Source organism: Halorussus limi, assembly GCF_023238205.1.
In the GTDB taxonomy this organism is placed as follows: domain Archaea; phylum Halobacteriota; class Halobacteria; order Halobacteriales; family Haladaptataceae; genus Halorussus; species Halorussus limi.
This window is the reverse complement of sequence record NZ_CP096659.1, coordinates 1,601,210-1,626,251: the sequence shown is the minus strand read 5'-3', so window position 1 is coordinate 1,626,251 and position 25,042 is coordinate 1,601,210. Positions and strand designations below refer to the sequence as shown.

Genomic DNA, 25,042 nt, shown 5'->3' with positions numbered 1-25,042 from the left:
AACTTTCGCAGTAGGGTCGTCCCCGACCTAGCGAGCGGTCGGTTACGTCACTCCTCGAACGCCGGATGAGAGTCCCGAATATCCGCGATCAACGCCCGCACGTCGTCGTTTACCTCCTCGTCGGGCGTCAGGGGTCGCTTCCCGTCGAAGGTCTCGTGGACCTCGGCCACGCTGTCCGAGAGGGTGTCGAGACCGTAGCCGCCTTCGAGGACGAACGCGAGCGCCGCGCCCGCCTCGTCGGTGAGGTCCCGGACGCGGCCGGTCAGCATGCCGTACCCCTCGGTCGAGACTCGCATGCGAGAGATGGGGTCGTGGCGGTGGGCGTCGAACCCCGCGCTCACGACGAGCAGGTCCGGGTCGAAGTCGCGGATGGCGGGCGCGACGAGGTCGTCGAACGCGTCGCGGTACTCCGGGTCGCCAGCGCCCGCGGGGAGCGGGACGTTGAGCGTCGTGCCCGCGCCCGCGCCCCCGCCGGTCTCGTCGATTTCGCCCGTGCCGGGGTAGAGACCCTCCTCGTGGAGCGAGGCGTAGAACACGTCGCCCGCGTCGTAGAAGATGTCTTGGGTCCCGTTGCCGTGGTGGACGTCCCAGTCGAAGACGGCGACCCGCGAGGCGTCCGTCCCCTCGGCGTCGATGACGTGGCGGGCCGCGACCGCGGCGTTGTTGAAGAAGCAAAAGCCCATGGCGTCGTCTTCGACCGCGTGGTGGCCCGGCGGCCGCCCGAGCGAGAAGGGCGTGTCACGGCCATTGCTGCCGTCGAGGGCGGTCTCGGCCGACCAGCAGGCCAACCCGGCCGACTGGAGCGCGGCGTCCCACGTCGCCTCGACCGCCACGGTGTCGGGGTCCCAGTTGCCGCCGCCCGACTCGCAGAACTCCCGGAACTCCGCGACGTAGTCGGCGTCGTGGACCGCCTCGATGCGGTCGCTGGTCGCGGGAGTCGAATCGACGTACTCGACGCCGTGTTTCCGGGTCAGTCGCTCCTTGATGGCGCGGAGTCGGTCGGGGGTCTCGGGGTGGCGCTCGCCCGTGTCGTGGGCCAGACACTCCTCGCTGTAGCCGAAGTTCATGAGTCTATAGGTCGGTCGCTCCTACCAGCGCACGGCACTCGGTAGTTGGTAGCACGTGTTCCAATCGAACGCTCCGGAATTTAACCGCTTCGCTCCCGGCGGCGATTTCGACCGCGCTCGAAGGGGGAAGCGAGCGATTTCGCGGTCGCGTGCGGGACGGTCACTCGAACAACTCGAAGTAGGTGTCGATGTCCTCGGCCTTGACGGTGCGCCGGTCGGCGTGGCGCGCGAGGACGGCGGCGGCCTTGGCGACGTTGTCGGCGTAGTCTTCGAGGATGTCCGCCAGCGCGATGCGGGCGTCCATGGCGACCCGATAGCTGTCGTCGATTTCGAGGCGCGCGATGCGGTCGACGGGCGCGACCGGGAGTTCGAGGTCCTCCTTGTCCACGACCTGCTCGACGCCGAAGTCGTCGCTCATCAGGGTCTTCCGGCCGTCGGCGGTCGCCTCCTCGGCGGCGCCGATGGCGAGTTCGGCTCCGTGAATCTGAATCCGACGCGCCAACTCCTCGGCGGCGTCCGCGCTGACGCGGAGGTCGCCAGCGTTCCGTCTGATAATCGTGTCCACCGGTGCGAACGGCAACTCGACGCTCATGTCCAAATCCGGGCATCTCGCTCCCTTAGTTCTTTCCAAAGCGTATTTCGAGGGACCTGCGGGCGTTTCACTTTCGACCGCGACGGTCGGTGGAGTAGTCCGCCGCGCTCGGCGTCTCAGCGCCGGTCCCCCGGCGCGGCGTGAGTAGCGAGCGGTGACGCTGCGGCGTCGGTAGTCCCTCTCCTTTCTCACTCTCTTCCCAGATTAAGACCGCGTAATAGTTCGAAGCAGATACGGCGATGGAGGGCCGTCTCTCCGGCGTTCAGAACACGTCCTCGGCGTCGAGCGTGCCGTCGCGCAGTTCCCCGCGCGCGGTCACTTTCTCGCCGAGGGTCACGTCGGCGCTGCTCGACTCGACGCTGACCGTCTCCTCGCCGTCGTCCAGAATTATCGGGTCGCCCGCCTGTACGACGGTCCCGGTGAACTCCACGAACTCGCCGTCGCTTCCCGCGTCGTCGCTCGCCGCGTCCGCCGACCCCGAATCGGAACCGGATGCACTCGCGCCGTCGTCGCCGCTGAAGGCGTCGAGACCCGTACCGTCGCTCTCAGGCTCGTCGCCACCGCCGCTTCCGGCCGACCCCGCACCGGGGTCGGCCTCGCCGAGGACGGTGACGGTGGACTGCCACCCGGCCGAACCTTCGATGTCGTCCTGCCACCCGTCCTGAATCTCCACGTCGGCGAGTTGGATTTCGTCGCCCGGTGCCACGTCCACGTCGGCTTTCTCACCCCAGAGCGCCACCCGGAGGTCGCCCGTCTCGTCCTGTACGCGGACGTTCCGGACCTGTCCTTCGGAACCGTCGTCGCGGTCGAAGGTCCGCTTCTCTTGGGTCTCGCGCACGACGCCGCCGATGTCGGCCTCGTCGCCGATTTCGAGGTCGGCGATGTCGGCGGTTTCGGGTTCGTAGGCCACGTCCTCGTCTATCTCCTCGACCGCGCCGCGGTTGCCGACGTGGAGTTCCAGACTCCCGTCGCGCTCCCGGACGTAGCCGTCCACGACCTCGACCGAGACGCCGGGGTCGAGTCGCTCGGCGGCCTCGGTGCGCTCGTCCCAGAGCGTCACCCGGATGCGGCCGGTCGAGTCGCCGAGTTTGAGGTTGGCGACCTTCCCCTCCGACCCGTCGTCGCGGTCGAAGGTGCGGACCTCGTCGGTGTCCAGCACTTTCCCGCGGAGGTTTACGTCCGAGAGGCCGAGCGAGAGGTCCTCGACGCGGTAGGTGTCCTGAACTTGCACGTCGATGTCGGTCTCGTCGTCGGGTTCTGCGTCGTTGACGTTGACCTCGACGCCGTTGTACCCCTCCTTGGGTCGGCCGGCGATGCGGAGGGTGTCGCCGACTTCGAGTTCCTCCTCGCCAGCGTCGGCCTGCTTGTCCCAGAATGTGATGCGTATCGACCCGGTCTCGTCGGCGACTTCGACGTTCAGGACCCGGCCGTCCTCACGGTCCTCGTCGTCGCGTTCGAAGGTGCGCACGTCGCCGACGCCGACGACCTTGGCGACGAACTTCACTTCCTCCATGCCCGGTTCGATGTCGGCGACGGTCTCGACCTCCCCGCCCTCCTCGTCCAACTCGTGGGCGATGAGCATCGCGGCCGTCTCCTCGTCGGCGAGACCGCCCATCTGCTCGACCTTCTCCTCGACCGCCTCGCGGAACTCCTCCAGAGATACGTCGGCGTCGAGGTCGGCGTAAACGTCCTCTATCGCGCCCATAATCGTATTCCACGGAAGGGGTGGCCCGCGCTTAAGTATTGTCTTTGCAGAGAGCGCGAGAACGCACCGGTTCCGTCGGGCGGTTTTCGCGCGTTCATCGGTCCGGCGTCTCCTCGCGACGGTCGGTGAGTCACGGACCGAACTGGTCCCGTTCCCGGTTATAAACTTTCGCCCGGCCGACGCCCGCGACCGACCGGCCTCACGGCGACTCGGCGGTGGCGACGGTCTTCGACTCGCCCATCGCCGCGTGAGTCACCGTCACGCTCGCCGGGCCGCCGTCTGCGAACGAGAGAGTGGCCTCGTACTCGATTTCGACGATGCACTGGGCGCACATCTCGGCCCCCTCCTTCGCCATCGAGGCGACGGTCAGGTCGAGCGCGCGCGTCGCGGGGTCGTAGCTTACGTCCGCCAGTCGGGCGATGTAGCAGTCGTTCGACCCCGGAATCGTGCCGCTGACGACGACCGACGACCCGCCGTCGCGGAACGACACGCTGGCCTCGCCCCGCGGCGCGCCACACCCCACGTCGAGAAGCTCGAACGTCTTCCCGGTCAGCGCCCCCTGCTGGCCCGCCTCGGTCGTCTGCGCGCCGTCGGTCGTCGTCGCTTCGCCCGTCGTCTCGTCGGGCGGCGTTCGGGTGTCCTCGGTCGTCACCGCGTCGGTCGGTCGGTCGCTGGTCGTGTCCCCGACCTCCCCCGCGACGTCCTCGTACCGGCCGAGACAACCCCCGAGCGACCCGGCAGCGAGCGAACCGCCGACCGCCGCGAGCATCTCCCGTCGTTTCATACCGAGTGCCACGGCACGGTCTTTCATATGCTTCACGGATGGAAAAATAACTCTTTGAGCGTGCGTGGCCGTGCCACTCCGCCGACAGACCGTAACCCCTATTAGTAGAACCGGCCTACGTAGAGATGAGTCCTGATAGGGTAGTGGACTATCCTCTTGGCTTGCGGAGCCAGGGACCGGAGTTCAAATCTCCGTCAGGACGTTTCTGCCGCGACGCAACGACGACGAGCGAAGCGAGTCGTCCGCGTCGCGGAAACTCCAACCACGGAGATTTGAGCAGACGAGTCGCACGCCCGGAACGGCCGAAGGCCGCACGCCCGGACCGTCTCGGCGAGTTCAAATCTCCGTCAGGACGTTCACTTTGTTCACGACCTGACGTGCTTCACGCTCGTTTCACTCGCGTGAAACTCCGTCAGGATGTTTTTGCCGCGACGCAACGACGACGAGCGAAGCGAGTCGTCCGCGTCGCGGAAACTCCAACTACGGTGACTCGAGCAGACGAGTCGCACGCCCGGAACCGCCGCAGGTCGCTATCGCGGGACCGAAATACACCTTTCGAGTCCGAACGCACTTGCTCGCCGACGCCCAAGCGAGTCGCATGGACGACCATCTGCGTGCAGGCATCGCCATCTACAACGACGGCGAGTTCCACGCGGCCCACGACGCGTGGGAGGACCGCTGGCTTAACCTCGACGCGAGCACCGACGACGAGCGGTTCCTCCACGGACTCATCCAGTTCACCGCGGCGGTCCACCACGCCCACGGCGCGAACTGGTCGGGCGTCCGGGGCCTCGCCGAGAGCGGCGCGGAGTACCTCGCCGACCTGCCGGCGGACTACCGGGACGTGAACGTCGGCGAGGTCCGGGAGTACCTGCGGGCGGCCGCCAGCGACCCGGAACACGTCGAGCGCGTCGCGCTCCCCGAACTGACCCACGAGAGCGTCGCGCTCCGGCCCGAGGACCTGCGTTTCGAGGCCAGCGCGGTCGTCACGGACGTGCTGGCCGAGGAGTACGGCTACGACGAGGACGTGGTCGAGAACGCCGTTCGGTACGCCCGCGACGACCTCGACGGCGGAAAAGCGACCAGTCAGTTCGTGACGTTCGTGATGGACTTCGCACGTGACGCCGCGAACCGGGGAATCATCTTCCAGCGCATGGAGGGCGCGGTGGGCAAGCGGAAACACAAAGAAGAGGACGTGGACGGACTGTTCGACGCCTGAACCGGACTAACACTCGGCGTTGGCGAACTCGGCGGAGTTGTCCTGCGGGTCGTAGCCCAGCACCTCGCGGGCGCGCTCGATGGAGTAGTACTTCCGGTCGTTGTCCGAGATGCCGTAGACGATTTCGTAGCCGTAATCCGCCCGGATGCACCGGTCGAAGAGGTGAGCGCAGTCCCGGTGGGAGAGCCACATCGCCTGTCCGCGTTCGTAGTCCTTCGGCGGGTGGTTCTCGGTCAGGTTGCCGATGCGGACGCAGACCACGCTGAGACCGTGTTCGTCGTGGTAGTACCGACCCAGTACCTCGCCGGTCGCCTTGCTGACCCCGTAGAGGTTGCTCGGACGCGGGAGTTCCGTGCCGTCGAGTTGGTAGTCGTCGTGAGGACGGTAGAGGTCGGGGGTGCGCTCGTCGGTCTCGTAGGCGCCGACGGCGTGGTTCGACGATGCGAACACCACCTTCTCGACGCCCTCGGAGACGGCGGCCTCCAGCACGTTCCGAGTGCCGTCGATGTTGTTGTTCAGCACGCTGTTCCACGGCGCTTCGGGCCGCGGGTCGCCCGCGAGGTGGATGACGGCACCGACGCCCTCGACGGCCTCGCGAACGGCCTCCTCGTCGGTGATGTCTGCGACGACGAACTCGTGGTCGGTGTCGTGCGTCGGCGGGTCGCGGTCGAGGAGTCGCCACTCGTACTCCTCGCCGAGGTCCGAGAGGATGGCCTGCCCGACGCGGCCTTCCGCGCCCGTTAGCAGGACTGGGTCGTCCATTCAGGTGGAGAGAAGGAATCGGACGATAAGTAAGGTGCGATTCGGTGTGGTCGGTATCGATACGATCGATACCGGTGCGGGCGTTAGCTGTCGGCGGCGATACGCGGCAGTAGTCGCCGACGGCCGAGTTGTACCGCAAACGCGAACGCGACGACGCCCATGACCGCGAACCAACCGGCGAGCAGGGCGTCGCCGCCGCCGTGCTGGAGGCTGTTGTACTCCGCGACGAGTCCGAGAAGTGACAGCGCGAGCGTCCCAACAGCGTACGCGACGACCGCGAGCGCCTCGGTCCCGAGTTCCATCAGAAGTTCGTACATTACCACGACGGACGAACTCGATATATAAATGTGTTTTGTGAACCAGTCAAGAACGGGAACGTTTTTCTCGGTCGGGATGGATTTTCGGGCATGAGCCGATACGGAGACGTCGATTATCGGCGGTGGGCCAAGACCGGGTTCCTGTTCAGTCTCGCGCTGTTCGCGGTCGGTGCGGGAGGCGAAATCGCGGCGGCCGCGATGCATCTCTCGCTCCCGGCGTGGGAGAACGCGCTGTTCGTGGACATGGAGATACTCGGCACGCTCGGGGCGTTGCTCTCCCCGCTGGTGTTCGGTGTCATCATGCCGCTGACCGAGTAGAACGAGTAACGCAGACGGACGAGACGAGTAGAGTAGGAACGGCAGTAGAAAACAGCGGTAGAGTCGCGGGAAGCGTCAGGCCAGTCGCGCGAACGCCAGATTGCCGCTGATGTTCTTGATGTAAATCTGGACCACGTCGCCCTCCTGAGCGCCGGGCACGAAGATGGTGTACTTGCCCTTCTCGGCGACGCCGTCGCCCTTGCGGCCGGTTCCGGTAATCTTGACCTCGTAGGTGCTTCCCTCTTCGACCGCGTCGCGGTTCTGGTTCTGGGTCGAAGTCGAGCGCTTGGTGACGGGTCGGAACGCACCACAGGCGTCACAGCGAAGCATCAGGTTGCGGTTCTCGCGGACGAGGCGGGTGTCCGGCAGGCCACACTCCGAGCAGAGGACGAACTCCTGCACGTAGCTTTCGAGGGCGGCGTCGAAGTCCGACCCCGAGAAGGTCCCGTTGTAGCGCGCGCGGCCGTCTTCGAGTTTCCCGTTAGTCCCCAGTTCGCGCTGGAGCGCGCTGTGGATGTGCTCGACGTCACGGCTGAGCGCGTCGGCGATGTCGCTCAGGTTCGTGAGTCGGGTGAACGCGCCGTCCTTCTGCGCGTCGGCGTCGGGGTAACTGAATCGCTCGCTCTGGCCCTCGAAGTCGGGCGTCGCGTCCATCGCGCGGTCGAGGTTAGATGCGTAGTCCATGGGTACGGGAGGTGTCGGACACAGATAGGTATTCTGTGTTGGGCCGGCGCACGGACCAATCGACCTTTCCCGCCGGACTCCGTCACCCCCGAGCGTGACCCGAAACGATTCGGACCCGACCGACGGCGAGGCGGCCTGCTTCGAGGCGGGCATCAAGTTCGGCGCGCTCTACCACCAGTTCGCCGGGACGCCGGTGAGTCCAGACTCCGCACCGAGCCTCGAAACCGCCATCGAGGAGTCAATCGAGAACCAGCCGTTTTGCGAGTCCGTGACCGTCGACATCCTGACCGAGAAGTTGGCCGCGGAGATGGACCACGAGTACACGGAACTGACGGGGCGGTTCATGGAGGTCGAAATCGTCGTGGACCGAGAGGGATGCGAGGTCGTCACCCGAATGGAGATGGAAGACGGCTACCCGCTGATGAAAGTCGAATCAGTTAGATAGGTTTGTGTTGCCTTCAGAATTGTGTAGCCACTTTTCAACCGTATTTTGGTTTCTTACCGTCGAATCGCGCCGGACTCGCAACCGTCCAGCACTACGAGCGCGGCCGTTCGGCATTGCAACCACGACCGCTTAGCACCACAATCGCGGACGCACAACGACCTATCGCCGACTCCAGTCAGACCGCACGGCACCGCAGACCGCGCCCCGACCCTCCCCGCCTGCGCGCTCGGCCGCGCAGAACCGCGAGCGCGGCCGAGCGCGCGGCGCATCCCTGTGGTCGGTGAAGATTCGAGGAACGGCGTAGTCAGTGTCGATTCGCGGCCCAGAGCGAAAATTCGCGCGACGCAGTGGCTGGCCAGCGGTCTCGAAAAAGAAACGCCGAGACTGCAAACTCGCCCGCTTACGCCGGACTCGGCGTCTGGACGTTGGACATGTAGGCCGTGATGTCGGTGGTCGTGATGATGCCGACGACGCCCTCCGACTCGTCCACGACCGGGACGTGGTGGAACCCTTCGGTTATCATCAGGTCCGCGATGTCTCGGACCTCCGCGTTCGCGTCGGTCGTCGTCACGTCGGTCGTCATGTACGTCTCGACCGTCGCGTCGGTGGCCCACCGCTGTTCGGCCGCGACGTGGACGAAGTCGGTGGCGGTGAGGATGCCCCGCAACTGGCCGTCGTCGCCGGTGACGATGACCGACCCGATGCCCTCGTCGAGCATCGTCTCGGCGGCGACGTGAGCGGGGGTGTCCGGCGAGACGGTTTCGACCGGCGACGACATGAGTCGTCCGACGAAAATATCTTCCATACGGTTACATTTCTTCCGACCGCTGATAAATATTCGGTCGGCGGGGGTCGAGAGAACCATCGACGGTCGGACCGACCCGACCGACGTTTCGGGTCGTCGCTTTCGGTTCGGCGCGGGGGACCCCCGGGGAGTAGCGGGATTTCACTTTCGGTTTCGGGCGTGGTTTTAAAAGGAATCGCGGCGAATGGTAACGTATGAGCCAATCGACACTCGACGAGGACGAGTTGTTCGGCGAGGCGGCCAACGAGGTCCGCGAGGACGTGGAGGCCAGTCTCGAACAGGCGGGCGACGCGCTCCCCGACACCGACGAAATCTGGAACGTCGAGGCCGACAACACGCTTGGCGCGCTCAACGCGCTCCGGTCGGCGCTCGACACCGGCGACGCCGCCGACCATCTCCGAGACGCCAAGAAGTGGTACACCATGGGCGAACGCGCCGACGCCTTCGAGGACGCCGACGACCTCGAAGCCGAAATCGAGCGCGTCGGTGAGGCCATCGAGGACATCGAGGACGCCAAAGCGCAGGTCGGCGACCTCACAAGCACGATTCCCGGCCTGAAGAACACTCTCGAGAGCCTCCAGACCGCCGACGAAGACGCCGAGGAGGAGGAGGAGACGGCCGACGACGAATCCGACGAGACGGACGCCGAAGAGGAGTCCGAGGCGGCGGAAGCGGACGACGAAGACGCCGAGGAAGTCGAGGCCGCGGACTGACCGCGTTCCCGCCTCGTCCGCCCGCCTACTTGTGCGGCGGTAGCGTCACGTTCCTCGACTCGACCGCTTCCAACAGCGACACCAGCGCCTCGCCCGCCAGTTCCAGCAGTTCCTCGCCGCGCGCTTCCGGTCCCGCAGCGGGGTCGCCGACGACGCCGTTCTCCGTGAACTCCGCCGAATCGACCGCCAGATTCGCGTAGCTGACCCACTCGCCCCAGCCGTCGCTGGCCCCCTCGCGGGCTTGCTCGACGCGCTCTTCGCGCACGAGGTCTGGCGCGACGTGTCGGAGCATCGCGGTCTCCAGCGGCCCGCCGTGACCCATCTCGTCGGCGTGGTCGCCGACCGCCTCGAACCACGTGAACGGGACCGCGTAGGCCGAGTCGTGGCGGACGATGGTCGCGGCGACCTCTCGGAGCGCACCCACGTTGCCGCCGTGGCCGTTCACGAGTACCACCCGGTCCCAGCCGTGGTGCGCGAGGCTGGCGACGGTCTCGCGGACGTAGCTCCGGAAGGTGTCCTCGCTGACCCACAGCGTGCCGGTGAACTGGCGGTGTTCCTCGGCGACGCCGACCGGAATCGCGGGCGCGACGACCACCTCGCCGTCGTAGGCCGCCGCGCCCGCCTCCGCGACCGCCTCCGCGGTCAGCACGTCGGTTCCGAGCGGCGCGTGGGGACCGTGCTGTTCGACGCTCCCGACCGGCAGGAGCGCGAGGTCGGTCGCGGCCGAATCGGCGTCGGTCCACGTCGAGTCGAAGAGGTCCATGTCGGTGGGTCGGCGCGTGTGGTCTTGTAGCCGGGGGATTCCGGCCCGTGCGGTCCGGGGGATTCGGGATGACCGTGGGACGGTTGGGAGGCCTGTGGAACGGCGAGGACGCCCGTGGGACGGCGGCGACCCGCCGGCAGGGCCGTACGCCTTATTCGAGTTCGTAGCGTAGCCCCGCCATGAGCGAATCTGGCGACGACAGCCGCGAGATGGGTCTCGAACTCGGCGACCTGAAAGACGACCTTCGGGACGCCGACTACCCGATGGACGCCGACGAACTGATGGAGCAGTTCGGCGACTACGAAATCGGCCTCTCGGACGGCGAGGAGAGCTTTCGGGAGGTCATGGTCACCGGCGGCGACGAGACATTCGAGTCGGCCGACGAGGTCGAACAGGCCATCCTCAACCGGGTCAGCGCCGACGCGGTGGGCCGGCAGGGCTACTCCGACCGGGGCGCCGGTAACACCGAGGGCGAGAACACCGACGAATCGTTCTGAGCGAGCGTCGGTCTCCTCGCGCGTCGACCGCTCCGGCGGGGAGAACGCCTAACGCCTCGGACGCCGAACCGCCGGGTATGGTCAGAGTTCTCTCCGACGCCGAAACCGCCGACTGCCTCGGCCTCACCGGCCTCCTGCCGGTCGTCCGCGAGGCCTTCCGAAAGCAGGGCCGCGGGGAGGTAGAGCGCCCCGACCGCCCGCACTTTCCGGTCGGCGCGGGCCTCGACGGTCCCGACCCCGCCGGAACCGGCCTCGTCATGCCGGCGTACCTCCACGGCGCGCGCTTCTACGCGACCAAACTCGTCGGCGTCCACGAGGGCAACGCCGAGCGGGGTCTCCCGACCGTCAACGCTCAAATCGCGCTGACCGAGGCCGACACCGGGCGTCCGACCGGATACCTCGCGGGGAACGGAATCACCAACGCCCGCACGGGGTGCATCGGCGGTCTCGCGGCGGACGAACTCGCAATCGGCCCGGTCACGCTCGCGCTGGTCGGCGCGGGCACGCAGGCGCGCTGGCAGGCCCGAGCGGTCGCGGCCGCGACCGACCTCGAATCGGTGCGCGTCTACTCGCCGAGCGACTCGAAGGAGGAGTGCGCCGCGGACCTCCGCGAGGAACTCGACGTGCCGGCGGAAGCGGCCGACTCGCCCGCGGACGCGGTCGCCGGCGCGAACGTGGTCGTCACGGCCACGACAGCGACCGAACCGGTGTTCCCGGCCGACGCGCTCGACCCCGGCGCGCTGGTGGTCGCGGTCGGAGCCTACACCGCCGAGACGCAGGAACTGGCCCCCGCGGTGTTCGAGCGCGCGGCCCGAGTCTTCGCCGACGTGCCCGAGGAGGTCGCCGAAATCGGCGATGCGCTGGAGGCGAACCTCGCGGAGGACGACCTGATTCCGCTCTCGGAGGTCTTCGAGAAACGCGCCGGGCGGGAGACCGAGGACGAGATTCTGGTGGTCGAGAGCGTCGGGTCCGCGGTGTTAGACGCGGCGGCGGCCGAACACGTCTTCGAGGAGTCCGAGCGGCAGGGAATCGGGACCGAAGTTCCGCTGTAAGCCGCGGTCGGCTACTTGCCCTCGGACGGGCCCGAGGCCTCCGACAGGTCGGGTGACTCCGCGGCCGGTGCGCCGGGCGTCTCCGGCGTTTCTGGGCGCTCGGCGGTCTCCTCGCCGTCCGCGACCGCCTCGTCCTCGTCGATGACCGTCTCCTTCCACGTCCCCCGGGTGAACCAGAGCGTGGCCGCGATAGCGCCGAGGATGCTCCCGAGCGCCATCCCGACCCAGATGCCGGTCGCGCCGATGCCCGCGACGAACGCGAGGTAGTACACCGTCGGCACGCGGCCGACCCAGAGCGCGACCATCGAGAACGCCATCGCGGTCTTGGTGTTGCCAGCGCCGCGGTAGGCCCCGAGCATGACCTGCAGGACCGCCATGAAGACGAACTCGACCGAGCGAATCCGGAGGTAGGTCGACCCGTGGCGGACCGTGGCGCGGGCGGCCTCGCTCCCGGTCGCGAGGAACACCGAAACGATGGGTTCCGGGACGAGCGCCGCGACGACCGCGACCACGAACATCACGGCCGCGCCCGCCTTGGCGGCTATCCAGACCGCGCGCTCGGCCCGGTCGGCCTTGCCCGCGCCGAGGTTCTGGCCGACCATCGTGTTGGTCGCCCGGCCCAGTCCCATCGCGGGCAGGAAGACCAGCGACGCGAGTCGGTTGCCCAGACCGTAGGCCGAGACCACGGGCGGCGCGAACTGGACGACCATCGCGGTCAGGGTTATCATCGCCAGCGCGCTCATCGACTGTTCGACGGTCGAGGGGACGCCGATGCGCACGATGTCCCAGATGTATCCGAGGTCGGGAACGAGGTCGGCGACCTCCACGTCCGGCCCGGCCTTCGCGACGAAGAGGACGTAGAAGCCGAGCACGCTGGCGACGCCCCGCGAGAGGATGGTCGCGAGCGCCGCGCCCTCTATCTCCATCGCGGGAAACGGACCGTAGCCGAAGATGAGCAGCGGGTCCAACACGACGTTGAGCGCGACCGAGACGAACATCACGCGCATCGGCGTCCGCGTGTCGCCGTACCCGCGCATCAGCGACGTGAACACGAAGAAGCCGAACAGGAAGGGGAGACCGAGGAAGAACACCTCCATGTACTGTCTGGCCAACGGGACGATCTGGTCGGTCGTCTGGGCCTGACTCGGGAGCGCCCCGAGCATCGGTTCGGTGGCGAAGTAGCCGAGGACGCTCAGCGCGAGCGCCAACAGGGTGACGAACGAGACGATTTGGCCCGCCACCTCGCCGGCCGACCCCTCGCTGTCGGCACCGGTGTACTGGGCGACGAGAATCGACCCCGCGGTGGTGAACCCGCCGGCGATGGAGATGAGCAGGAAGATGAGGGGGAACGCGAGGCTCAGCGCGCCCACCGCGTCCGCCGACAGCCGTCCGAGCCAGAACGTGTCGGCGATGTTGTACGTCACCTGCAACAGCTGGATGACGACGATGGGCCACGCGAGCTTGAACATCGGGCCGAGGAGGCCTCCCTCGGTGATACTGTCGTCGACTGCGCGGTCCATGGTGTTTCGAAACGAAGGGGGTGTTTTTGTAGGTTGCGGGTCGGTTGTCGGTTCGTCCCGCGCTCGGTCCGTCGCGGGAGAGGCCGTCGTACGCTTCCTACTCGCGGCTTCTTACAAGTGAGTTACCGATAAACGGTAACGATACGCACAGTGTAACGACGCGGACTGTGTAACGACACGTACCGTGCGGCGTGTTCGAAGACGCGAGACCTCACGCCGAGCGACTCGACAGCCACGAGAACGCCGCGTCCCCAATTTCTGCGATGGCGTCGGCCCCGTCGGTCCCGGTGTCGAGTCCGTCGGCGAACACCGCGAAGACGAGCGGCGGGTCGTCGGGGTCGGGAAGGGCCGAATCCGACGCGTCGGATTCGGTCGGCGGTTCGACGTACCCGGCGTCGAGCGCGGCGGTCGGGAGTCGGCCGGTCTTGTGCGTCAGAGAGACGTCCATCGGGAGGTAGCGCGGGAACAGCATCGTGTGCTTCTGCTCGCGGAGCGGAACCAGCAACCGGTCGTAGGCCGCCGCCGAGAGGGTCGCCCGGTGGACCACGTCGGCGAAGAAGCGCGCGCAGTCGGCCGGCGAGGTGGCGTTCGCGGGTTCGTCCGCCGGCCAGTCGCGGGTCGGTTCGAGGTCGTTGTCGCCGAGCGTCGCCATCATCTTCCGGCGCAGGCGGGTCCGCTCCATCCCGAGGTCGGCCGCCGCGGCCTCGATTCGGTCAGTCCCGAGGAGGTTGATGAGTTCGTTCGTCGCGGCGTTGTCGCTGACCGCTATCATCGCGCGAGCGAGGTCCTCGACCGACGGGTCGGTCGCCGAGAGCAGGTGGTAGAGACCGCTCCCCGCGACCCGGTTCTCGGATGCGATTTCGCGGGTCCGGTCGAGGTCGTCGAGGCGGCCGTCGTACTCGTCGTAGAGCGCGTAGAGGACGGGGAGTTTGACGGTGCTCGCCGCGGCGAACGCGGTCTCGGCGTTCCGCCGAACCACCGCGTCGAACTCGTCCGGGCCGCGGGGGAACCCGAGGAAGACGCCGAGTCGGCCGTCGAGGCGGTCGGCGTAGGACTCGACGTACTCGGCGAGTTCGGCGCGCGTCTCGACGGCGGGCGGGTCTGGCCTCATCCCCACCGGACCTCGTCGCGGGACGGGAACGGCGTTTCGAGGGCCTCGGAGAGGACGGCGACCGTCTCGTGGGCGTCCGCGAGCGACACCGTCTCGACCGGCGAGTGCGTGTAGCGACACGGGACCGCGATGGCCCCCGCGTGTCGCCCGCCCCGGACCTGCTGGAACTCGGTGGCGTCGGTGGTTCCCCCGACCATCACGGCGTGCTGGAGCGACGCGTCGGCCGACTCTCCGGCGGTTTCGAGCCACGAGCGGGTCTGTCGGTCGACCAGCACGCCGCCGAACATGTACTCGGAGGTGCCGTCGCCGAACTCCACCACGGGGCCCTCGCCGAGCGCGACCCCCGGTCCGTCGTCGCCGCCCGCGGGGTAGTCGTCGGCCGGGAATATCTCGACCGCGACCGCCACGTCGGGGTCTATCGAGAACCCGGTCGCCCGCGCGCCCCGGAGACCGACCTCCTCCTGCACCGTGGCGACGTAGTGGACCGTGGCGTCGGTGTCGGCGGCGCGCGCCGCGCCCAGAAGCACCGCGAGCGCGAGGCGGTCGTCGAGCGCCCGGCCCGTGACGCGGTCTCCGGCGAGTTCGGCCACCTCGCGGTCCCACGTCGCGTGGTCGCCGGGTTCGACGTTCAGCGCCTCGACCTCGGCGCGACTGCTCGCGCCCACGTCCACGACGAGGTCCTCGGCCAGCGACTCCTTCTCGTCGCCGGACATGTAGTGTCGGGACTTCGGGCCGACGACGCCGAGGACGCCGTCCGGACCGACCCGGACGCGCTGGCCGGGGAAGTTCCCCTTGTAGTGGCCCCCGAGCATCCGGTACTCCAGAAAGCCGTCGTCGGTCACGTCGTCGACGAGAACGGCGAGTTCGTCGGTGTGGGCCGCGAGCGCGATTTCGGGCGCGTCGGGGTCCGACCCCTCGCTCGTTGCGATTACGTTGCCCATCTCGTCGTGGGTCACCGAGTCGACGTGCGGTTCGACCAGTTCGGCGAAGGCGTCCGCGACGGGGTACTCGCCCCCCGGCGGGCCGCGCGCCGCGACGAGTGTTTCGAGGTCCTCGAAGCGGACGGAGCGTTCGACCATGCGCAGAGTTCTCACAGTCCGGCCTGATAACTTCTCGGTCCCCCGGCGAACCGCCTCCGGGTTCGCCTCGATTTCCACCCCCGCATGCTAGGTCGATAGCTTTTGTCGTCGTTTTCCCTCCACCGTGTATGGACTTAGCGGCACGCAAAGCCCGACTGCTCGACCACCGGGACGCGCTGTTCGAGGCGTTCGACACCCCGGTGTACGCCTTCTTCGAGGAAGACCTGCGGCGCAACTACCGAGCGGTCCGGGCGGCGCTCAACGACCACTACCCCGACTCCACCATTCACTTCGCGGTCAAGGCCAACTACAACCTCGGCGTGCTGTCGGTCCTGCGCGACGAAGGCTGTCACGCCGAGGCCTACGCCCGGTGCGAACTCTCGGCCACGCAGGCCGCCGGATTCGACGCCGAGGACGTGCTGTTGACCGGGATGAACCGACCCGTCGAGGACGTGGAACGCGCGCTCGACCTCGGCGTCGAGCGGTTCCTCGTGGACAACGAACAGGAACTGGCGAAGATTCGGGAGGCGACCGCCCGGACCGACACCGAGGCCGAGGTGCTGATTCGCGGGAACCCGGCGATGGAGGTGCCGACCCACCCCGAGGTGGCGACCGCCACCCGCGAGAGCAAGTTCGGTCTCGACATCGAGTCGGGCCGGGCGCTGTCGGTCGCCGAGGAGGCGGTCGCGGCCGACGGCGTCGAACTCGTCGGGGTCCAGTTGCACGTCGGGAGCCAGATTCGGGGCGTCGAACCCTACGAGGTCGCGGCCCGCGAGATGCTCTCGTTCGCGGCCGACGTGCGCGACGCGACCGGCGTCGAAATCGAGGTGCTGGACCTCGGCGGCGGGTTCCCGGTCCCCTACGACGAGGAGGTGCCCGACACCGAGACCATCGTGGCGAGCATGGCCGACGCCGTGCGGAGCGCGGCGGCCGACCGCGACCTCTCGGAACCGACCCTCTGCGTCGAACCCGGCCGCCGTCTCGTGGGTAACGCCGGCACCCTGCTGGCCGAGGTCGGCGTCGTGAAGGAGACGCCCCACGCCTCGTTCGCGGTGCTGGACGCCGGGACGAACGCGGTCTCTTCGTACTGGCCCTACCCGATTTACGCGCTCTCGGAGGCCAATGCGTCCCAGAAGTACCACGTCGCGGGGCCGCTCTGCTACACCGGCGACGTGATTCAGGAGGACGTGAACCTCCCGGAACTCGACCGCGGCGACGTGCTGGCGGTGGACCGCATCGGAGCCTACTCGCTCGGGAGCGCGAGTCACACCAACGCCGAACCGAAACCCCCGGTCGCGCTGGTCCGGGAGTCGGGCGACGTCGAGACGATTCGAGCGCGCGAGACCTGCGAGGACGTGCTGGGCAACGACCGCATCCCCGGCGACCTGACCGACGAGGAGGCGTCGGCGGGGCGAACAAATTAGTCGGCCCGGTCCGACCCTCCGGACGAATGCGGCAGTTTTCAGTCTCCGACGACGGCGACGGCGGTAGCACCGGGCGGTTCGCCGGACTCGTCCCCCAGTCGCTCGCGGTTCGCGCGCTCTCGGTCGCGGTCCGCGGACCCGACACCGTGACGGTCGGCGAACCGGCGCGGTTCGTGGTCGCGGTCAAAAATCGACTCCCGGTGGCGGTTCGGGTCACGCACCCGACCAGTCGGGTCTGGGGCTGGCGGGTCGACGACGTGCCGGAGGCCGACGAGCGCGGCCTCGAACCCCCCGAGGCGACCCGGGCGACCGTCTTGAGCGGCGGCGAGCGACGGACGTTCGAGGCGACGTGGGACGGTCGGATTCGACGCCGGGGCGACGACGGCGACCGGTGGGTCGCGTACCCCGGAAGAGTCGATTTCACGGGCTATCTCGCCGTTCCGGACTGGCGGGCGCGGGGAGCGTACGACGAACTTTCGGTGGAAGTATCGGCTGAGCACTAGTATAATAGGGCTCACTTATTTACTCCCGTTCGACTTGCTATTCGTTATCACGGTTCGAGCCGACCGTACTTAATAATCATGACCGACGAACACACGAAATTCGACCGGCGTCGCTTCCTGGCGACTTCGGGTCTGTTGGGTGGTAGCATGCTCGCCGGCTGTGCCGGCGGCAACAACGACGGCCAAGGCACGACCACCGGCGGCGGTGGCACGACCACGGAGTCGATGGGCGGCGGCGAAACGACCGAGGAACAGCAACAGAACGTGCAGGGCGGCGGCACGTTCATCGGGACGACGGCCGAGGACGCCACCACGCTCGACCCGCGGATGAACGAACTCGCGTGGGTGAACAGCTTCCTCCACTACATCTTCGACACGCTCTACCTCCCGAGTCCCGACGGGAAGAAGTTCGTTCCCCACCTCGCCAGCGAGCAGCCGAAACAGCAGGACGAGACGACGTTCGTCATCCCGCTCAAGGAGGGCGTCAAGTTCCACAACGGCGACGAACTCACGGCCGAGGACGTGGCCTACTCGATCAACTGGACGCTCGACCCCGAGAACAAGTCGCCGAACAGGGCGAACCTCAACTTCGTGGACAGCGTCGAGGCGTCGGGCAAGTACGAGGCGACGTTCAACCTGAAGTACCCGTTCGCGCTGTTCCAACTCGTGCTGTCGGGGATGAACGCGGGCATCGTCCCCAAGAGCGTCGCCGAGAAGCAGGGCCCGAAGAAGTTCGGCCAGAAGCCGGTCGGCACCGGGCCGTTCGCGTTCGAGAAGCACGTCTCGTCGTCGCACATCGACCTGACGCGCAACGCCGACTACTTCCTGAAGAAGCCGAACCTCGGGAAGATAAAGAAGCGAGTCATCCCCAAGCCGCAGGTCCAGTTCGTGGAACTGGCCTCCGGCGGCGTTCACCAGGCCACCGTGCCCAAGAACCTCATCGGGAAGGCCAAGTCGGAGTCGAGCATCAACATGAAGCGCATCTCGCAGTTCGACTACAACGGCCTAATCTTCAACTCGATGCGCAAGCCGTTCGACGACGTGAAAGTCCGGGAGGCGATGCAGTACCTCGTCGACTACGACAAGATGCTGAAGTCCACGAAGGGCCAACTCGGCAAGCGCGCGTACGGGTTCATGCCCACCGAGGTCAACAAGTCGTGGGAGTTCCCGTGGCAGGAGTGGAAGGAGAAGTACTACCCGGCCAAGGACCACCAGAAGGCCAAACAGCTCCTGAAGGAGGCGGGCTACGGCGGCGGGATGGACAAGACGCTCAAAATCTCGTCGCTGGCCAGTTCGAAGTTCAAGAACATGGCCATCATCCTCCAGAACGAGTTGAAGAAGGTCGGCATCAAGTCGGAGGTCCGCGAGGTCACCATCGGCCAGTGGCTCAACGAACTCGACTCCGGCGAGTTCGACGTGAACATCTACGGCTGGTCGGGCGGACAGGACCCCGACGGGTTCTACTACTACCTGTTCCGCGACATGCGCAACGACGAGGGCGGCCTGAGCGACGGCGTGGTCGGCAACGCCTCGGCCGGGTACCTCTACAAGTCCCAGGACAGCGACCAACTCAAACAGGTGGACAAGAAGATTCGGGACGCCCGGCGGACGACCGACAGGGCCGAGCGCAAGAAACTCTACATCGACGCCGCCGAGACGTGGCAGTCGCTGTACCCCCACATCCCGGTGTTCTCGGAGCAGGCCGTCACCGGGTGGAGCAAGGACGTGAAGGACTACGAACCGAGCGCGTTCGCCCAGCAGCCGCTCTGTAACGAGTGGTCGAACGCCTACCTCCAGAAGTAGCGGTCCCCTCCCGGTTCCGCATCCAGTACGATTATAGTTACCAAATGACAATGAGTCGCTCACGTCGGACGCTACGCCAAAGATGAGCCTATACAGATACACGATTCGACGGATACTCCAGATAATCCCGGTCCTGCTGGGCGTGTTCACCCTCACGTTCGTGATGGTCCACGCCCTGCCGGGCAACCCCGTTCGGATATACCTCGGCCTGAATCCGAGTCAGGCCCTCGCGGACGAACTGATACGGCGGTACGGCTTCGACCAACCGCTCTGGAAGCAGTACCTCGATTACCTCTGGCGACTCCTCCACTTCGACCTCGGCGAGTCGTTCATGCGAAAGCGGCCCGTGACCGGCCTCATGCTCGAGCGAATGGGACCGACGGTCATACTGATGGGCCTGTCGTACGTCATCGCGCTCCCGACGGCCCTGCTGTTGGGCGTCTACTCGGCCGCCAAGCACAACCAGATGGGCGACCACGTCTCGCGGTTCGTCGGCCTCGCGGGCCTCTCGACGCCGAACTTCTGGCTCGGCCTGATGCTCATCTTCGTGTTCGCCCTCGAGTTCAAGATGCTCCCGGCGTCCGGGTACGTCTCGCCCTTCGAGGACCCGATAGCCGCGGCCAAGCACCTCGTGCTACCCATCATCACGCTCGCCACGGCCCAGACCGCGACCCTGATGCGGATGACACGGTCCAGCATGGTCGAGGAACTGTCGAAGGACTACGTCGAGACGGCGCGGGCCTACGGGTTGCCCGAGCGGACCATCCTGCTCCGGCACGCTTTCCGGAACGCGCTGTTGCCCCTCGTCACCATCATCGGCCTCCAACTGTCGTTCCTGCTCGACGGGAGCGTCATCGTGGAGTCCATCTTCGCCATCCCCGGCATGGGGCGACTCGGTTACAACGCCCTGCTGAATCAGGACTATGGCGTCATCATCGGACTGAACATCTTCTTCGCCATCCTGTTCCTGACCGGCGTGCTGTTGACCGACCTCGCGTACGCCTACATCGACCCCCGAATCAGGTACGATTAACATGAGTTCGTCAAGTACCACCGTCTCCAGTGCGGACTTCGAGACCGAGAGCGGCGTCGTATCGACACTCAAGGAACTCCGGCACAGTCCGACCGCGCTCGCGGGCGGTTTCATCGTCGGGACGCTCGTCGTGCTGGCGATACTCTCGACCGTCGACAAGCTCCTGCTCGACAAGGCGCTCATCACGACGCTGGTCGCCGACCCCCACGCGATGGACCAGATAAACGCCTACGCGCCGCCGTCGCTCGAACACCCGATGGGCACCGACCAGTTCGGCCGCGACGTGCTGGCCCGCATCATCTACGGGAGCCGCATCGCGCTCGCCATCGGCGTCGTCGCGGTCGGCATCTCGTTCGTCGGCGGCGTTCTCGTCGGGTCGTTCGCGGCCTACAGCGGGGGCTACACCGACGACGTGCTGATGCGCCTCGTGGAAGTGCTGTACTCGATTCCGGGCCTCGTGCTGGCGATGACCTTCATGGCCATCTTCGGCGCGAGCATCTACAATCTGTTTCTGGCCTACGGCATCATCGGCATCCCGGCGTACGCCCGGGTGATGCGCTCGGAGGTGCTGTCGATACGCGAGGAGGAGTACGTCGACGCGGCCCGCGCGGCGGGCCTGCCGACCCACAAGATTCTGCTCCGGGAAATCGTGCCGAACGGCTTCGCCGCGGTGCTGGTGCAGGCGACCCTCTCGATGGGCAGCGTCATCATCGGCGCGGCCGCGCTGTCGTTCCTCGGGTTCGGCGTCCAACCGCCGACCGCGTCGTGGGGCCGAATGCTGAACGACGCACAGCAGGCCATGATAATCGCGCCGTGGGTCGCCGTCTTCCCCGGCCTGATGATATTCCTGACCGTGATGGGGTTCAACATGCTCGGCGACGGCCTGCGCGACGCGATGGACCCCAAGACGACGCTCCGCCAGCCTTACGACGAGGACGACCTGCCGATGCCGGGGACCACCGAACCCGACGCCCCGGCCCACCCGACTCCGAACGGCGACCCGACCGACGCCGGTCCGGGTCCCGACCCGCAGGGCGGAGGTGACGACTGATGGCGCTGCTCGAAGTCGAGGACCTGACGACGTACTTCTACACCGAGGAGGGCATCGTGCAGGCGGTCGACGGCATCAGCTTCGAAATCGAGCGGGGCGAGACGCTCGGACTGGTCGGCGAGAGCGGCGCGGGCAAGTCGGTCGCCGTCCAGAGTCTGCTCGGCCTCGTCCGGCCGCCCGGCCACATCGTGGACGGGTCGATTCGGTTCAAGGGCGAAGAACTGCTCGACTACTCGGAGACCGAACTCCGCAATCAGGTCCGGGGCGAGGAGATTTCGTTCATCTTCCAGGACCCCATGTCGGCGCTCAACCCCGTCTTCACCGTCGGGAGCCAGATTTCGGAAATCATCGAACACCACCGCGACGTGACCGAGGCGGAGGCGTGGGACCGAACCGTCGAACTGCTCGACGACGTGGGCATCCCCGACCCGGCCGAACGGGCCGACCAGTACCCCCACGAGTTCTCGGGCGGGATGCAACAGCGCGCCATCATCGCGATGGCGCTGTCGTGCGAACCCGACCTCATCATCGCCGACGAACCCACGACGGCGCTCGACGTGACGATTCAGGCCCAGATTCTCGACCTGTTCAACGACATCCAGACGGAGTACGACACGAGCATGATATACGTGACCCACGACCTCGGGGTCGTCCGCGAGGTGTGCGACCGGGTGTCCGTGATGTACCTCGGCGAAGTCGCCGAGAACGCGCCCTACGAGGAGTTGTACCGCAACCCCAAGCATCCCTACACGCAGGCGCTGCTCCGCTCGACGGTGACGGCCGACCGGCGGACCGAGGAGTTAGACCCCATCGAGGGGTCGATGCCGAGCGCCATCGACCCGCCGTCGGGGTGTCGCTACCGGACCCGGTGTCCGGCCGCGTTCGAGGACTGCGCCGAGGTCGAACCCGGGAGCTACGAGGTCGGCCCGGACCACGAGGTGTCGTGTCTGCTCTACGGCGAGGGCGGCGACGGCGACCCGAGGCTCCACGAGACGGGCGGGACCGGCGGAGCGGGCAGACGAGGACGGACCGACGGCGGACTCGGAGGTGAACGATGAGTTCGACCGTCGAGCGCCGCCGGAAGGACGCCGACCAACCGCTCCTGAGCGTCGAGGGACTGAAGACTCACTTCCCGGTCAACTCGGGGTTCCTCGACTCCATCAAACTCGACCGCGATGGGGAAGTTTTCCGCCAGTTCCGCGAGCAGGAGACGCTCCGTCAGTTCAGCGGTTCCCCGCGGGATGCGTTCGTCAACCTGTTCAGGTCCGACCGCGGCGGCCTCCCGTTCGGGTTCGACGATTCGAGCGTGAAGGCCGTCGACGGCGTGGACTTCGAACTCTACCCCGGCGAGACGCTGGGCGTCGTCGGCGAGTCGGGATGCGGCAAGTCCACGCTCGCCCGGACCGTCGTCGGCCTCGAAGAACCGACCGACGGGACCATCCGGTTCGACGGCCGGGACGTGACGAACTTCGACAGCGAGGACGAGCGGTGGTTCCGCGAGAACGTCCAGATGGTGTTTCAGGACCCGATGAGCAGTCTGAACCCGCGCCGGAAGGTCGGCGAAATCATCGCCGACCCGCTGGAGGCCGCGGGGTGGTCGAAGGCCGACCGGAAGGACCGCGCGGTCGAACTGCTCGAACAGGTCGGACTGGAGGGCGACTACTACGGTCGCTACCCCCACGAGTTCTCGGGCGGCCAGCGCCAGCGCGTCAACCTCGCGCGGGCGCTCAGCATCAACCCCGACCTCGTCATCGCCGACGAACCGGTCAGCGGACTCGACATGTCCGTGCAGGCCCAGATTCTCAGCCTGATGGACGACCTGCAGGAGAAGTTCGGCCTGACCTACCTGTTCATCACCCACGACCTCGGGGTCATCCGGAACATGGCCGACCGCGTGTCGGTGATGTACGTCGGCGACTTCGTGGAGACCGGCCCGACCGAGCGACTGTTCACCGAACCCCACCACCCGTACACCCGTTCGCTGCTCGACGCGGTGCCGAACCCCGACCCCGACTCGTCGGGGGTCGTCGCCGAACTGGCGGGCGACGTGCCGAGTCCGACGAACCCGCCCTCCGGGTGTAAGTTCCACACGCGCTGTCCGGCGTTCATAGTCCCCGAAGGGTTCACCGACGAGGGGTACGCCGAGTTCGCGGCGTTCCGCGACGACGTGGAGGCGCGGGACCTCGACCCCGGCCGCTCGCCCGACGACCTCGTCGCGGCGTACTTCGACCGCCTCAGCGAGATTCCGCCCGACGCCGAGCGCGCAGTTCGGGACGCCGCCGACGCCGTCGCCCGCCGCGAGTGGGACGACGCGCTCGGTGCGCTCGCGCCCCACGAGTCGGTCTGCGAGTCGCAGGTGCCGCCGCTCGAATCCGTCGGCGAGAACCACCGGTCGGCCTGCCACCTCGACGCCGAGGCCAGCGAGGCGTTCGAGTGGTGAGCGACCCGACCGCGCCGCTCGCCGGAATCGACGGCGCGAGCGTCGGGGTGCTGGCCGCGGCGCGAGACGGTGGCGAGGTCGTCACTGCGGACGGCGACGACCCCGCGAGCGGAGACATCCGCGGCGAAGTCCTCGCGAGCGCAGACCCCGACCGGGCGCTCACCCCGGCGTCGAACACCAAACTCGTCACCGCGGCGCTGGCGCTCGACGAGTTGGGACCGGCGTACACCTTCGAGACGCGCGTCGCGGGCCGGGGAAGCGTCCGCGACGACCGACTCGACGGCGACCTCGTCCTCCGCGGGTCGGGCGCGCCCGACCTCACTCGCGAGGACCTGACCGACCTCGCCGAAGCGGTCGCCGAGGAAGCGAGTGCGGTCGCCGGTGACCTCCTGCTCGACGGGAGTCGGTTCGCGGGCGGGCGCTACGCACCGGGGTGGACGGTCGGCGACCGGCGGCACGCCTACGGCGCGCCGAGTTCGGCGCTCGCGCTCTCGGGCAACACCGTCGAGGTCCGGGCCTCCGACCCCGACGAGTCCGGCGAGTTCCGGGTCTCGGTCGCGCCCGACTCGCCGGAAATCGCTGTCGAGACCGACCTCGGCGCGGCCGAGGGCGACGACGCCGCGTTCGAGGTCTTCACCGACCCCGACACCGGCGCGGTTCGCGTCGAGGGGTCGCTCCCCGCCGGGGCCGACCGGACCGAGCGCGCGCCGGTCGTCCGGCCCGAGCGACACTGCGGACTCGTCTTTCGGGACGCGCTCGAAGCGGCGGGCGTGACAGTCGAGGGCGAGGTTCGCGCCGCGGAGTCGGGCGAAACTCCGGCGCGCGAGGCGTTCTCCCGCGCGGTCGAGTCCGCGCCGGTCGCCGACCTGCTCCGGGCGATGAACGTCCCCTCGGACAACTTCGTCGCCGAGCAACTCGCCCGAACCGTCGCCGCCGAACGCGACGGCGAGGGGTCGTGGGAGCGGTGGGAGTCGCTCGCGACCGACTTCCTCGGAGACTGCGGCGCGGTCGCCTGCCGACTCCGCGACGGGTCTGGGCTGTCGCGCTACAACCTCGTCACCGCGCGGGGGATGGTCGGCCTTCTGGCGCGGGCCGACGACGCGCCGTGGGCCGACGCCTTCTTCGACTCGCTCCCCGCGCCGGGCGAGGGAACCCTCTCGTCGCGCTTGGACGGCGTGGACGGCCTGCGCGCCAAGACCGGGACCGTGACGGGGACGAGCGCGCTCTCGGGCGTGGTTCGTCGGGAGGAAGAGTCGGACGTGTTCTTCTCGGCCGTCTACGGCGGCCTGACGGTCGAAGCGGACGAGGCGCGGCGACGGCAGGACGAGTTCGTCCGTGGACTTCTGAAGTGAGTC

26 protein-coding genes and 1 tRNA gene are annotated in these 25,042 nt (G+C 67.5%); 15 read left to right on the top strand and 12 right to left on the bottom strand.

All coding sequences use genetic code 11. The features are described from left to right. Positions 1-47: 47 nt before the first annotated feature. The 4 genes from M0R89_RS08345 to M0R89_RS08325 form a co-directional block, all read right to left on the bottom strand. On the bottom strand, positions 48-1,067 hold the full coding sequence (locus M0R89_RS08345) for a histone deacetylase family protein (RefSeq protein ID WP_248652090.1): 1,020 nt from the start codon (positions 1,065-1,067) through the stop codon (positions 48-50). 160 nt (positions 1,068-1,227) lie between these two features. Beyond that, positions 1,228-1,659 (bottom strand): histone family protein, encoded by a 432-nt coding sequence (locus tag M0R89_RS23380; RefSeq protein WP_303657513.1) that lies wholly within the window; start codon positions 1,657-1,659, stop codon positions 1,228-1,230. A gap of 262 nt (positions 1,660-1,921) precedes the next feature. Continuing rightward, on the bottom strand, positions 1,922-3,364 hold the full coding sequence (locus M0R89_RS08330) for a single-stranded DNA binding protein (protein ID WP_248652089.1): 1,443 nt from the start codon (positions 3,362-3,364) through the stop codon (positions 1,922-1,924). A 199-nt stretch (positions 3,365-3,563) separates the two neighbouring features. Then, positions 3,564-4,148 carry a hypothetical protein gene (locus tag M0R89_RS08325; protein WP_248652088.1) on the bottom strand — a complete coding sequence of 195 codons (585 nt, stop codon included), beginning with the start codon at positions 4,146-4,148 and terminating at the stop codon, positions 3,564-3,566. 129 nt (positions 4,149-4,277) lie between these two features. On the opposite strand from M0R89_RS08325, the gene M0R89_RS08320 reads away from it, so the two are divergent. Together M0R89_RS08320 and M0R89_RS08315 are read left to right on the top strand one after the other, a co-directional pair. Further along, positions 4,278-4,350, top strand: a tRNA-Arg gene (locus tag M0R89_RS08320). 396 nt (positions 4,351-4,746) lie between these two features. Next, positions 4,747-5,367: a DUF309 domain-containing protein gene (locus M0R89_RS08315; protein WP_248652087.1), complete on the top strand. Its 621-nt coding sequence runs from the start codon at positions 4,747-4,749 to the stop codon at positions 5,365-5,367. 6 nt (positions 5,368-5,373) lie between these two features. Here M0R89_RS08315 and azf read toward each other — a convergent pair whose 3' ends face one another. Beyond that, positions 5,374-6,129: an NAD-dependent glucose-6-phosphate dehydrogenase Azf gene (gene azf / locus M0R89_RS08310; protein ID WP_248652086.1), complete on the bottom strand. Its 756-nt coding sequence runs from the start codon at positions 6,127-6,129 to the stop codon at positions 5,374-5,376. Between the two features lie 83 nt (positions 6,130-6,212). Beyond that, positions 6,213-6,446 carry a DUF8151 family protein gene (locus M0R89_RS08305; RefSeq protein WP_248652085.1) on the bottom strand — a complete coding sequence of 78 codons (234 nt, stop codon included), beginning with the start codon at positions 6,444-6,446 and terminating at the stop codon, positions 6,213-6,215. Between the two features lie 90 nt (positions 6,447-6,536). On the opposite strand from M0R89_RS08305, the gene M0R89_RS08300 reads away from it, so the two are divergent. Continuing rightward, the gene (locus M0R89_RS08300) at positions 6,537-6,764 is read left to right on the top strand and encodes a DUF7860 family protein (protein ID WP_248652084.1); all 228 of its coding nucleotides are present in this window, start codon (positions 6,537-6,539) and stop codon (positions 6,762-6,764) included. 75 nt (positions 6,765-6,839) lie between these two features. Here M0R89_RS08300 and M0R89_RS08295 read toward each other — a convergent pair whose 3' ends face one another. After that, positions 6,840-7,448: a translation initiation factor IF-2 subunit beta gene (locus M0R89_RS08295; protein ID WP_248652083.1), complete on the bottom strand. Its 609-nt coding sequence runs from the start codon at positions 7,446-7,448 to the stop codon at positions 6,840-6,842. Positions 7,449-7,542: 94 nt separating this feature from the next. Here M0R89_RS08295 and M0R89_RS08290 point away from each other — a divergent pair, with 94 nt between their 5' ends. After that, positions 7,543-7,893, top strand: coding sequence for a dihydroneopterin aldolase family protein (locus M0R89_RS08290; protein ID WP_248652082.1), 351 nt, complete (start codon positions 7,543-7,545; stop codon positions 7,891-7,893). A 400-nt stretch (positions 7,894-8,293) separates the two neighbouring features. On the opposite strand, the gene M0R89_RS08285 is transcribed toward M0R89_RS08290, so the two are convergent. After that, positions 8,294-8,698: a CBS domain-containing protein gene (locus M0R89_RS08285; protein WP_248652081.1), complete on the bottom strand. Its 405-nt coding sequence runs from the start codon at positions 8,696-8,698 to the stop codon at positions 8,294-8,296. 194 nt (positions 8,699-8,892) lie between these two features. Between M0R89_RS08285 and M0R89_RS08280 the strand changes: the two genes are divergently transcribed. Beyond that, positions 8,893-9,411: a DUF5790 family protein gene (locus M0R89_RS08280; protein WP_248652080.1), complete on the top strand. Its 519-nt coding sequence runs from the start codon at positions 8,893-8,895 to the stop codon at positions 9,409-9,411. A gap of 25 nt (positions 9,412-9,436) precedes the next feature. On the opposite strand, the gene M0R89_RS08275 is transcribed toward M0R89_RS08280, so the two are convergent. Then, complete coding sequence (locus M0R89_RS08275; RefSeq protein ID WP_248652079.1) at positions 9,437-10,174, bottom strand: creatininase family protein; 738 nt, start codon at positions 10,172-10,174, stop codon at positions 9,437-9,439. Between the two features lie 179 nt (positions 10,175-10,353). Between M0R89_RS08275 and M0R89_RS08270 the strand changes: the two genes are divergently transcribed. Further along, positions 10,354-10,671: a DUF5789 family protein gene (locus M0R89_RS08270; protein WP_248652078.1), complete on the top strand. Its 318-nt coding sequence runs from the start codon at positions 10,354-10,356 to the stop codon at positions 10,669-10,671. Positions 10,672-10,748: 77 nt separating this feature from the next. Beyond that, entirely contained in the window at positions 10,749-11,723 is a 975-nt protein-coding gene (locus tag M0R89_RS08265) for an ornithine cyclodeaminase family protein (protein WP_248652077.1), read from the top strand. A gap of 11 nt (positions 11,724-11,734) precedes the next feature. On the opposite strand, the gene M0R89_RS08260 is transcribed toward M0R89_RS08265, so the two are convergent. The 3 genes from M0R89_RS08260 to M0R89_RS08250 all read right to left on the bottom strand — a co-directional run bounded on the left by M0R89_RS08260 (position 11,735) and on the right by M0R89_RS08250 (position 15,433). Further along, the gene (locus tag M0R89_RS08260; protein WP_248652076.1) at positions 11,735-13,243 is read right to left on the bottom strand and encodes an MATE family efflux transporter; all 1,509 of its coding nucleotides are present in this window, start codon (positions 13,241-13,243) and stop codon (positions 11,735-11,737) included. A gap of 211 nt (positions 13,244-13,454) precedes the next feature. Further along, positions 13,455-14,354: a serine hydrolase gene (locus tag M0R89_RS08255; RefSeq protein WP_248652075.1), complete on the bottom strand. Its 900-nt coding sequence runs from the start codon at positions 14,352-14,354 to the stop codon at positions 13,455-13,457. Continuing rightward, positions 14,351-15,433, bottom strand: a complete 1,083-nt coding sequence (locus M0R89_RS08250; RefSeq protein ID WP_248652074.1) for a M42 family metallopeptidase — start codon at positions 15,431-15,433, stop codon at positions 14,351-14,353. Before M0R89_RS08250 ends, M0R89_RS08255 begins: the two co-directional genes overlap by 4 nt. 128 nt (positions 15,434-15,561) lie before the next feature. On the opposite strand from M0R89_RS08250, the gene lysA reads away from it, so the two are divergent. From lysA to dacB, 8 genes are all read left to right on the top strand, one after another. Then, the gene (gene lysA, locus M0R89_RS08245) at positions 15,562-16,857 is read left to right on the top strand and encodes a diaminopimelate decarboxylase (protein ID WP_248652073.1); all 1,296 of its coding nucleotides are present in this window, start codon (positions 15,562-15,564) and stop codon (positions 16,855-16,857) included. 26 nt (positions 16,858-16,883) lie between these two features. Next, a complete protein-coding gene (locus M0R89_RS08240; protein ID WP_248652072.1) occupies positions 16,884-17,360 on the top strand; it encodes a DUF7974 family protein in 477 nt (158 codons plus the stop codon). A gap of 78 nt (positions 17,361-17,438) precedes the next feature. Beyond that, complete coding sequence (locus tag M0R89_RS08235) at positions 17,439-19,163, top strand: ABC transporter substrate-binding protein (protein ID WP_248652071.1); 1,725 nt, start codon at positions 17,439-17,441, stop codon at positions 19,161-19,163. Positions 19,164-19,245: 82 nt separating this feature from the next. Then, the gene (locus M0R89_RS08230; RefSeq protein WP_248652070.1) at positions 19,246-20,196 is read left to right on the top strand and encodes an ABC transporter permease; all 951 of its coding nucleotides are present in this window, start codon (positions 19,246-19,248) and stop codon (positions 20,194-20,196) included. 1 nt (position 20,197) lies between these two features. After that, entirely contained in the window at positions 20,198-21,247 is a 1,050-nt protein-coding gene (locus M0R89_RS08225) for an ABC transporter permease (protein ID WP_248652069.1), read from the top strand. Next, the gene (locus M0R89_RS08220; protein WP_248652068.1) at positions 21,247-22,305 is read left to right on the top strand and encodes an ABC transporter ATP-binding protein; all 1,059 of its coding nucleotides are present in this window, start codon (positions 21,247-21,249) and stop codon (positions 22,303-22,305) included. Before M0R89_RS08225 ends, M0R89_RS08220 begins: the two co-directional genes overlap by 1 nt. After that, positions 22,302-23,687 carry an ABC transporter ATP-binding protein gene (locus tag M0R89_RS08215; RefSeq protein WP_248652067.1) on the top strand — a complete coding sequence of 462 codons (1,386 nt, stop codon included), beginning with the start codon at positions 22,302-22,304 and terminating at the stop codon, positions 23,685-23,687. The genes M0R89_RS08220 and M0R89_RS08215 overlap by 4 nt, the downstream gene beginning before the upstream one ends. Continuing rightward, positions 23,684-25,039 (top strand): D-alanyl-D-alanine carboxypeptidase/D-alanyl-D-alanine endopeptidase, encoded by a 1,356-nt coding sequence (dacB, locus tag M0R89_RS08210; protein WP_248652066.1) that lies wholly within the window; start codon positions 23,684-23,686, stop codon positions 25,037-25,039. The genes M0R89_RS08215 and dacB overlap by 4 nt, the downstream gene beginning before the upstream one ends. Positions 25,040-25,042: the final 3 nt, after the last annotated feature.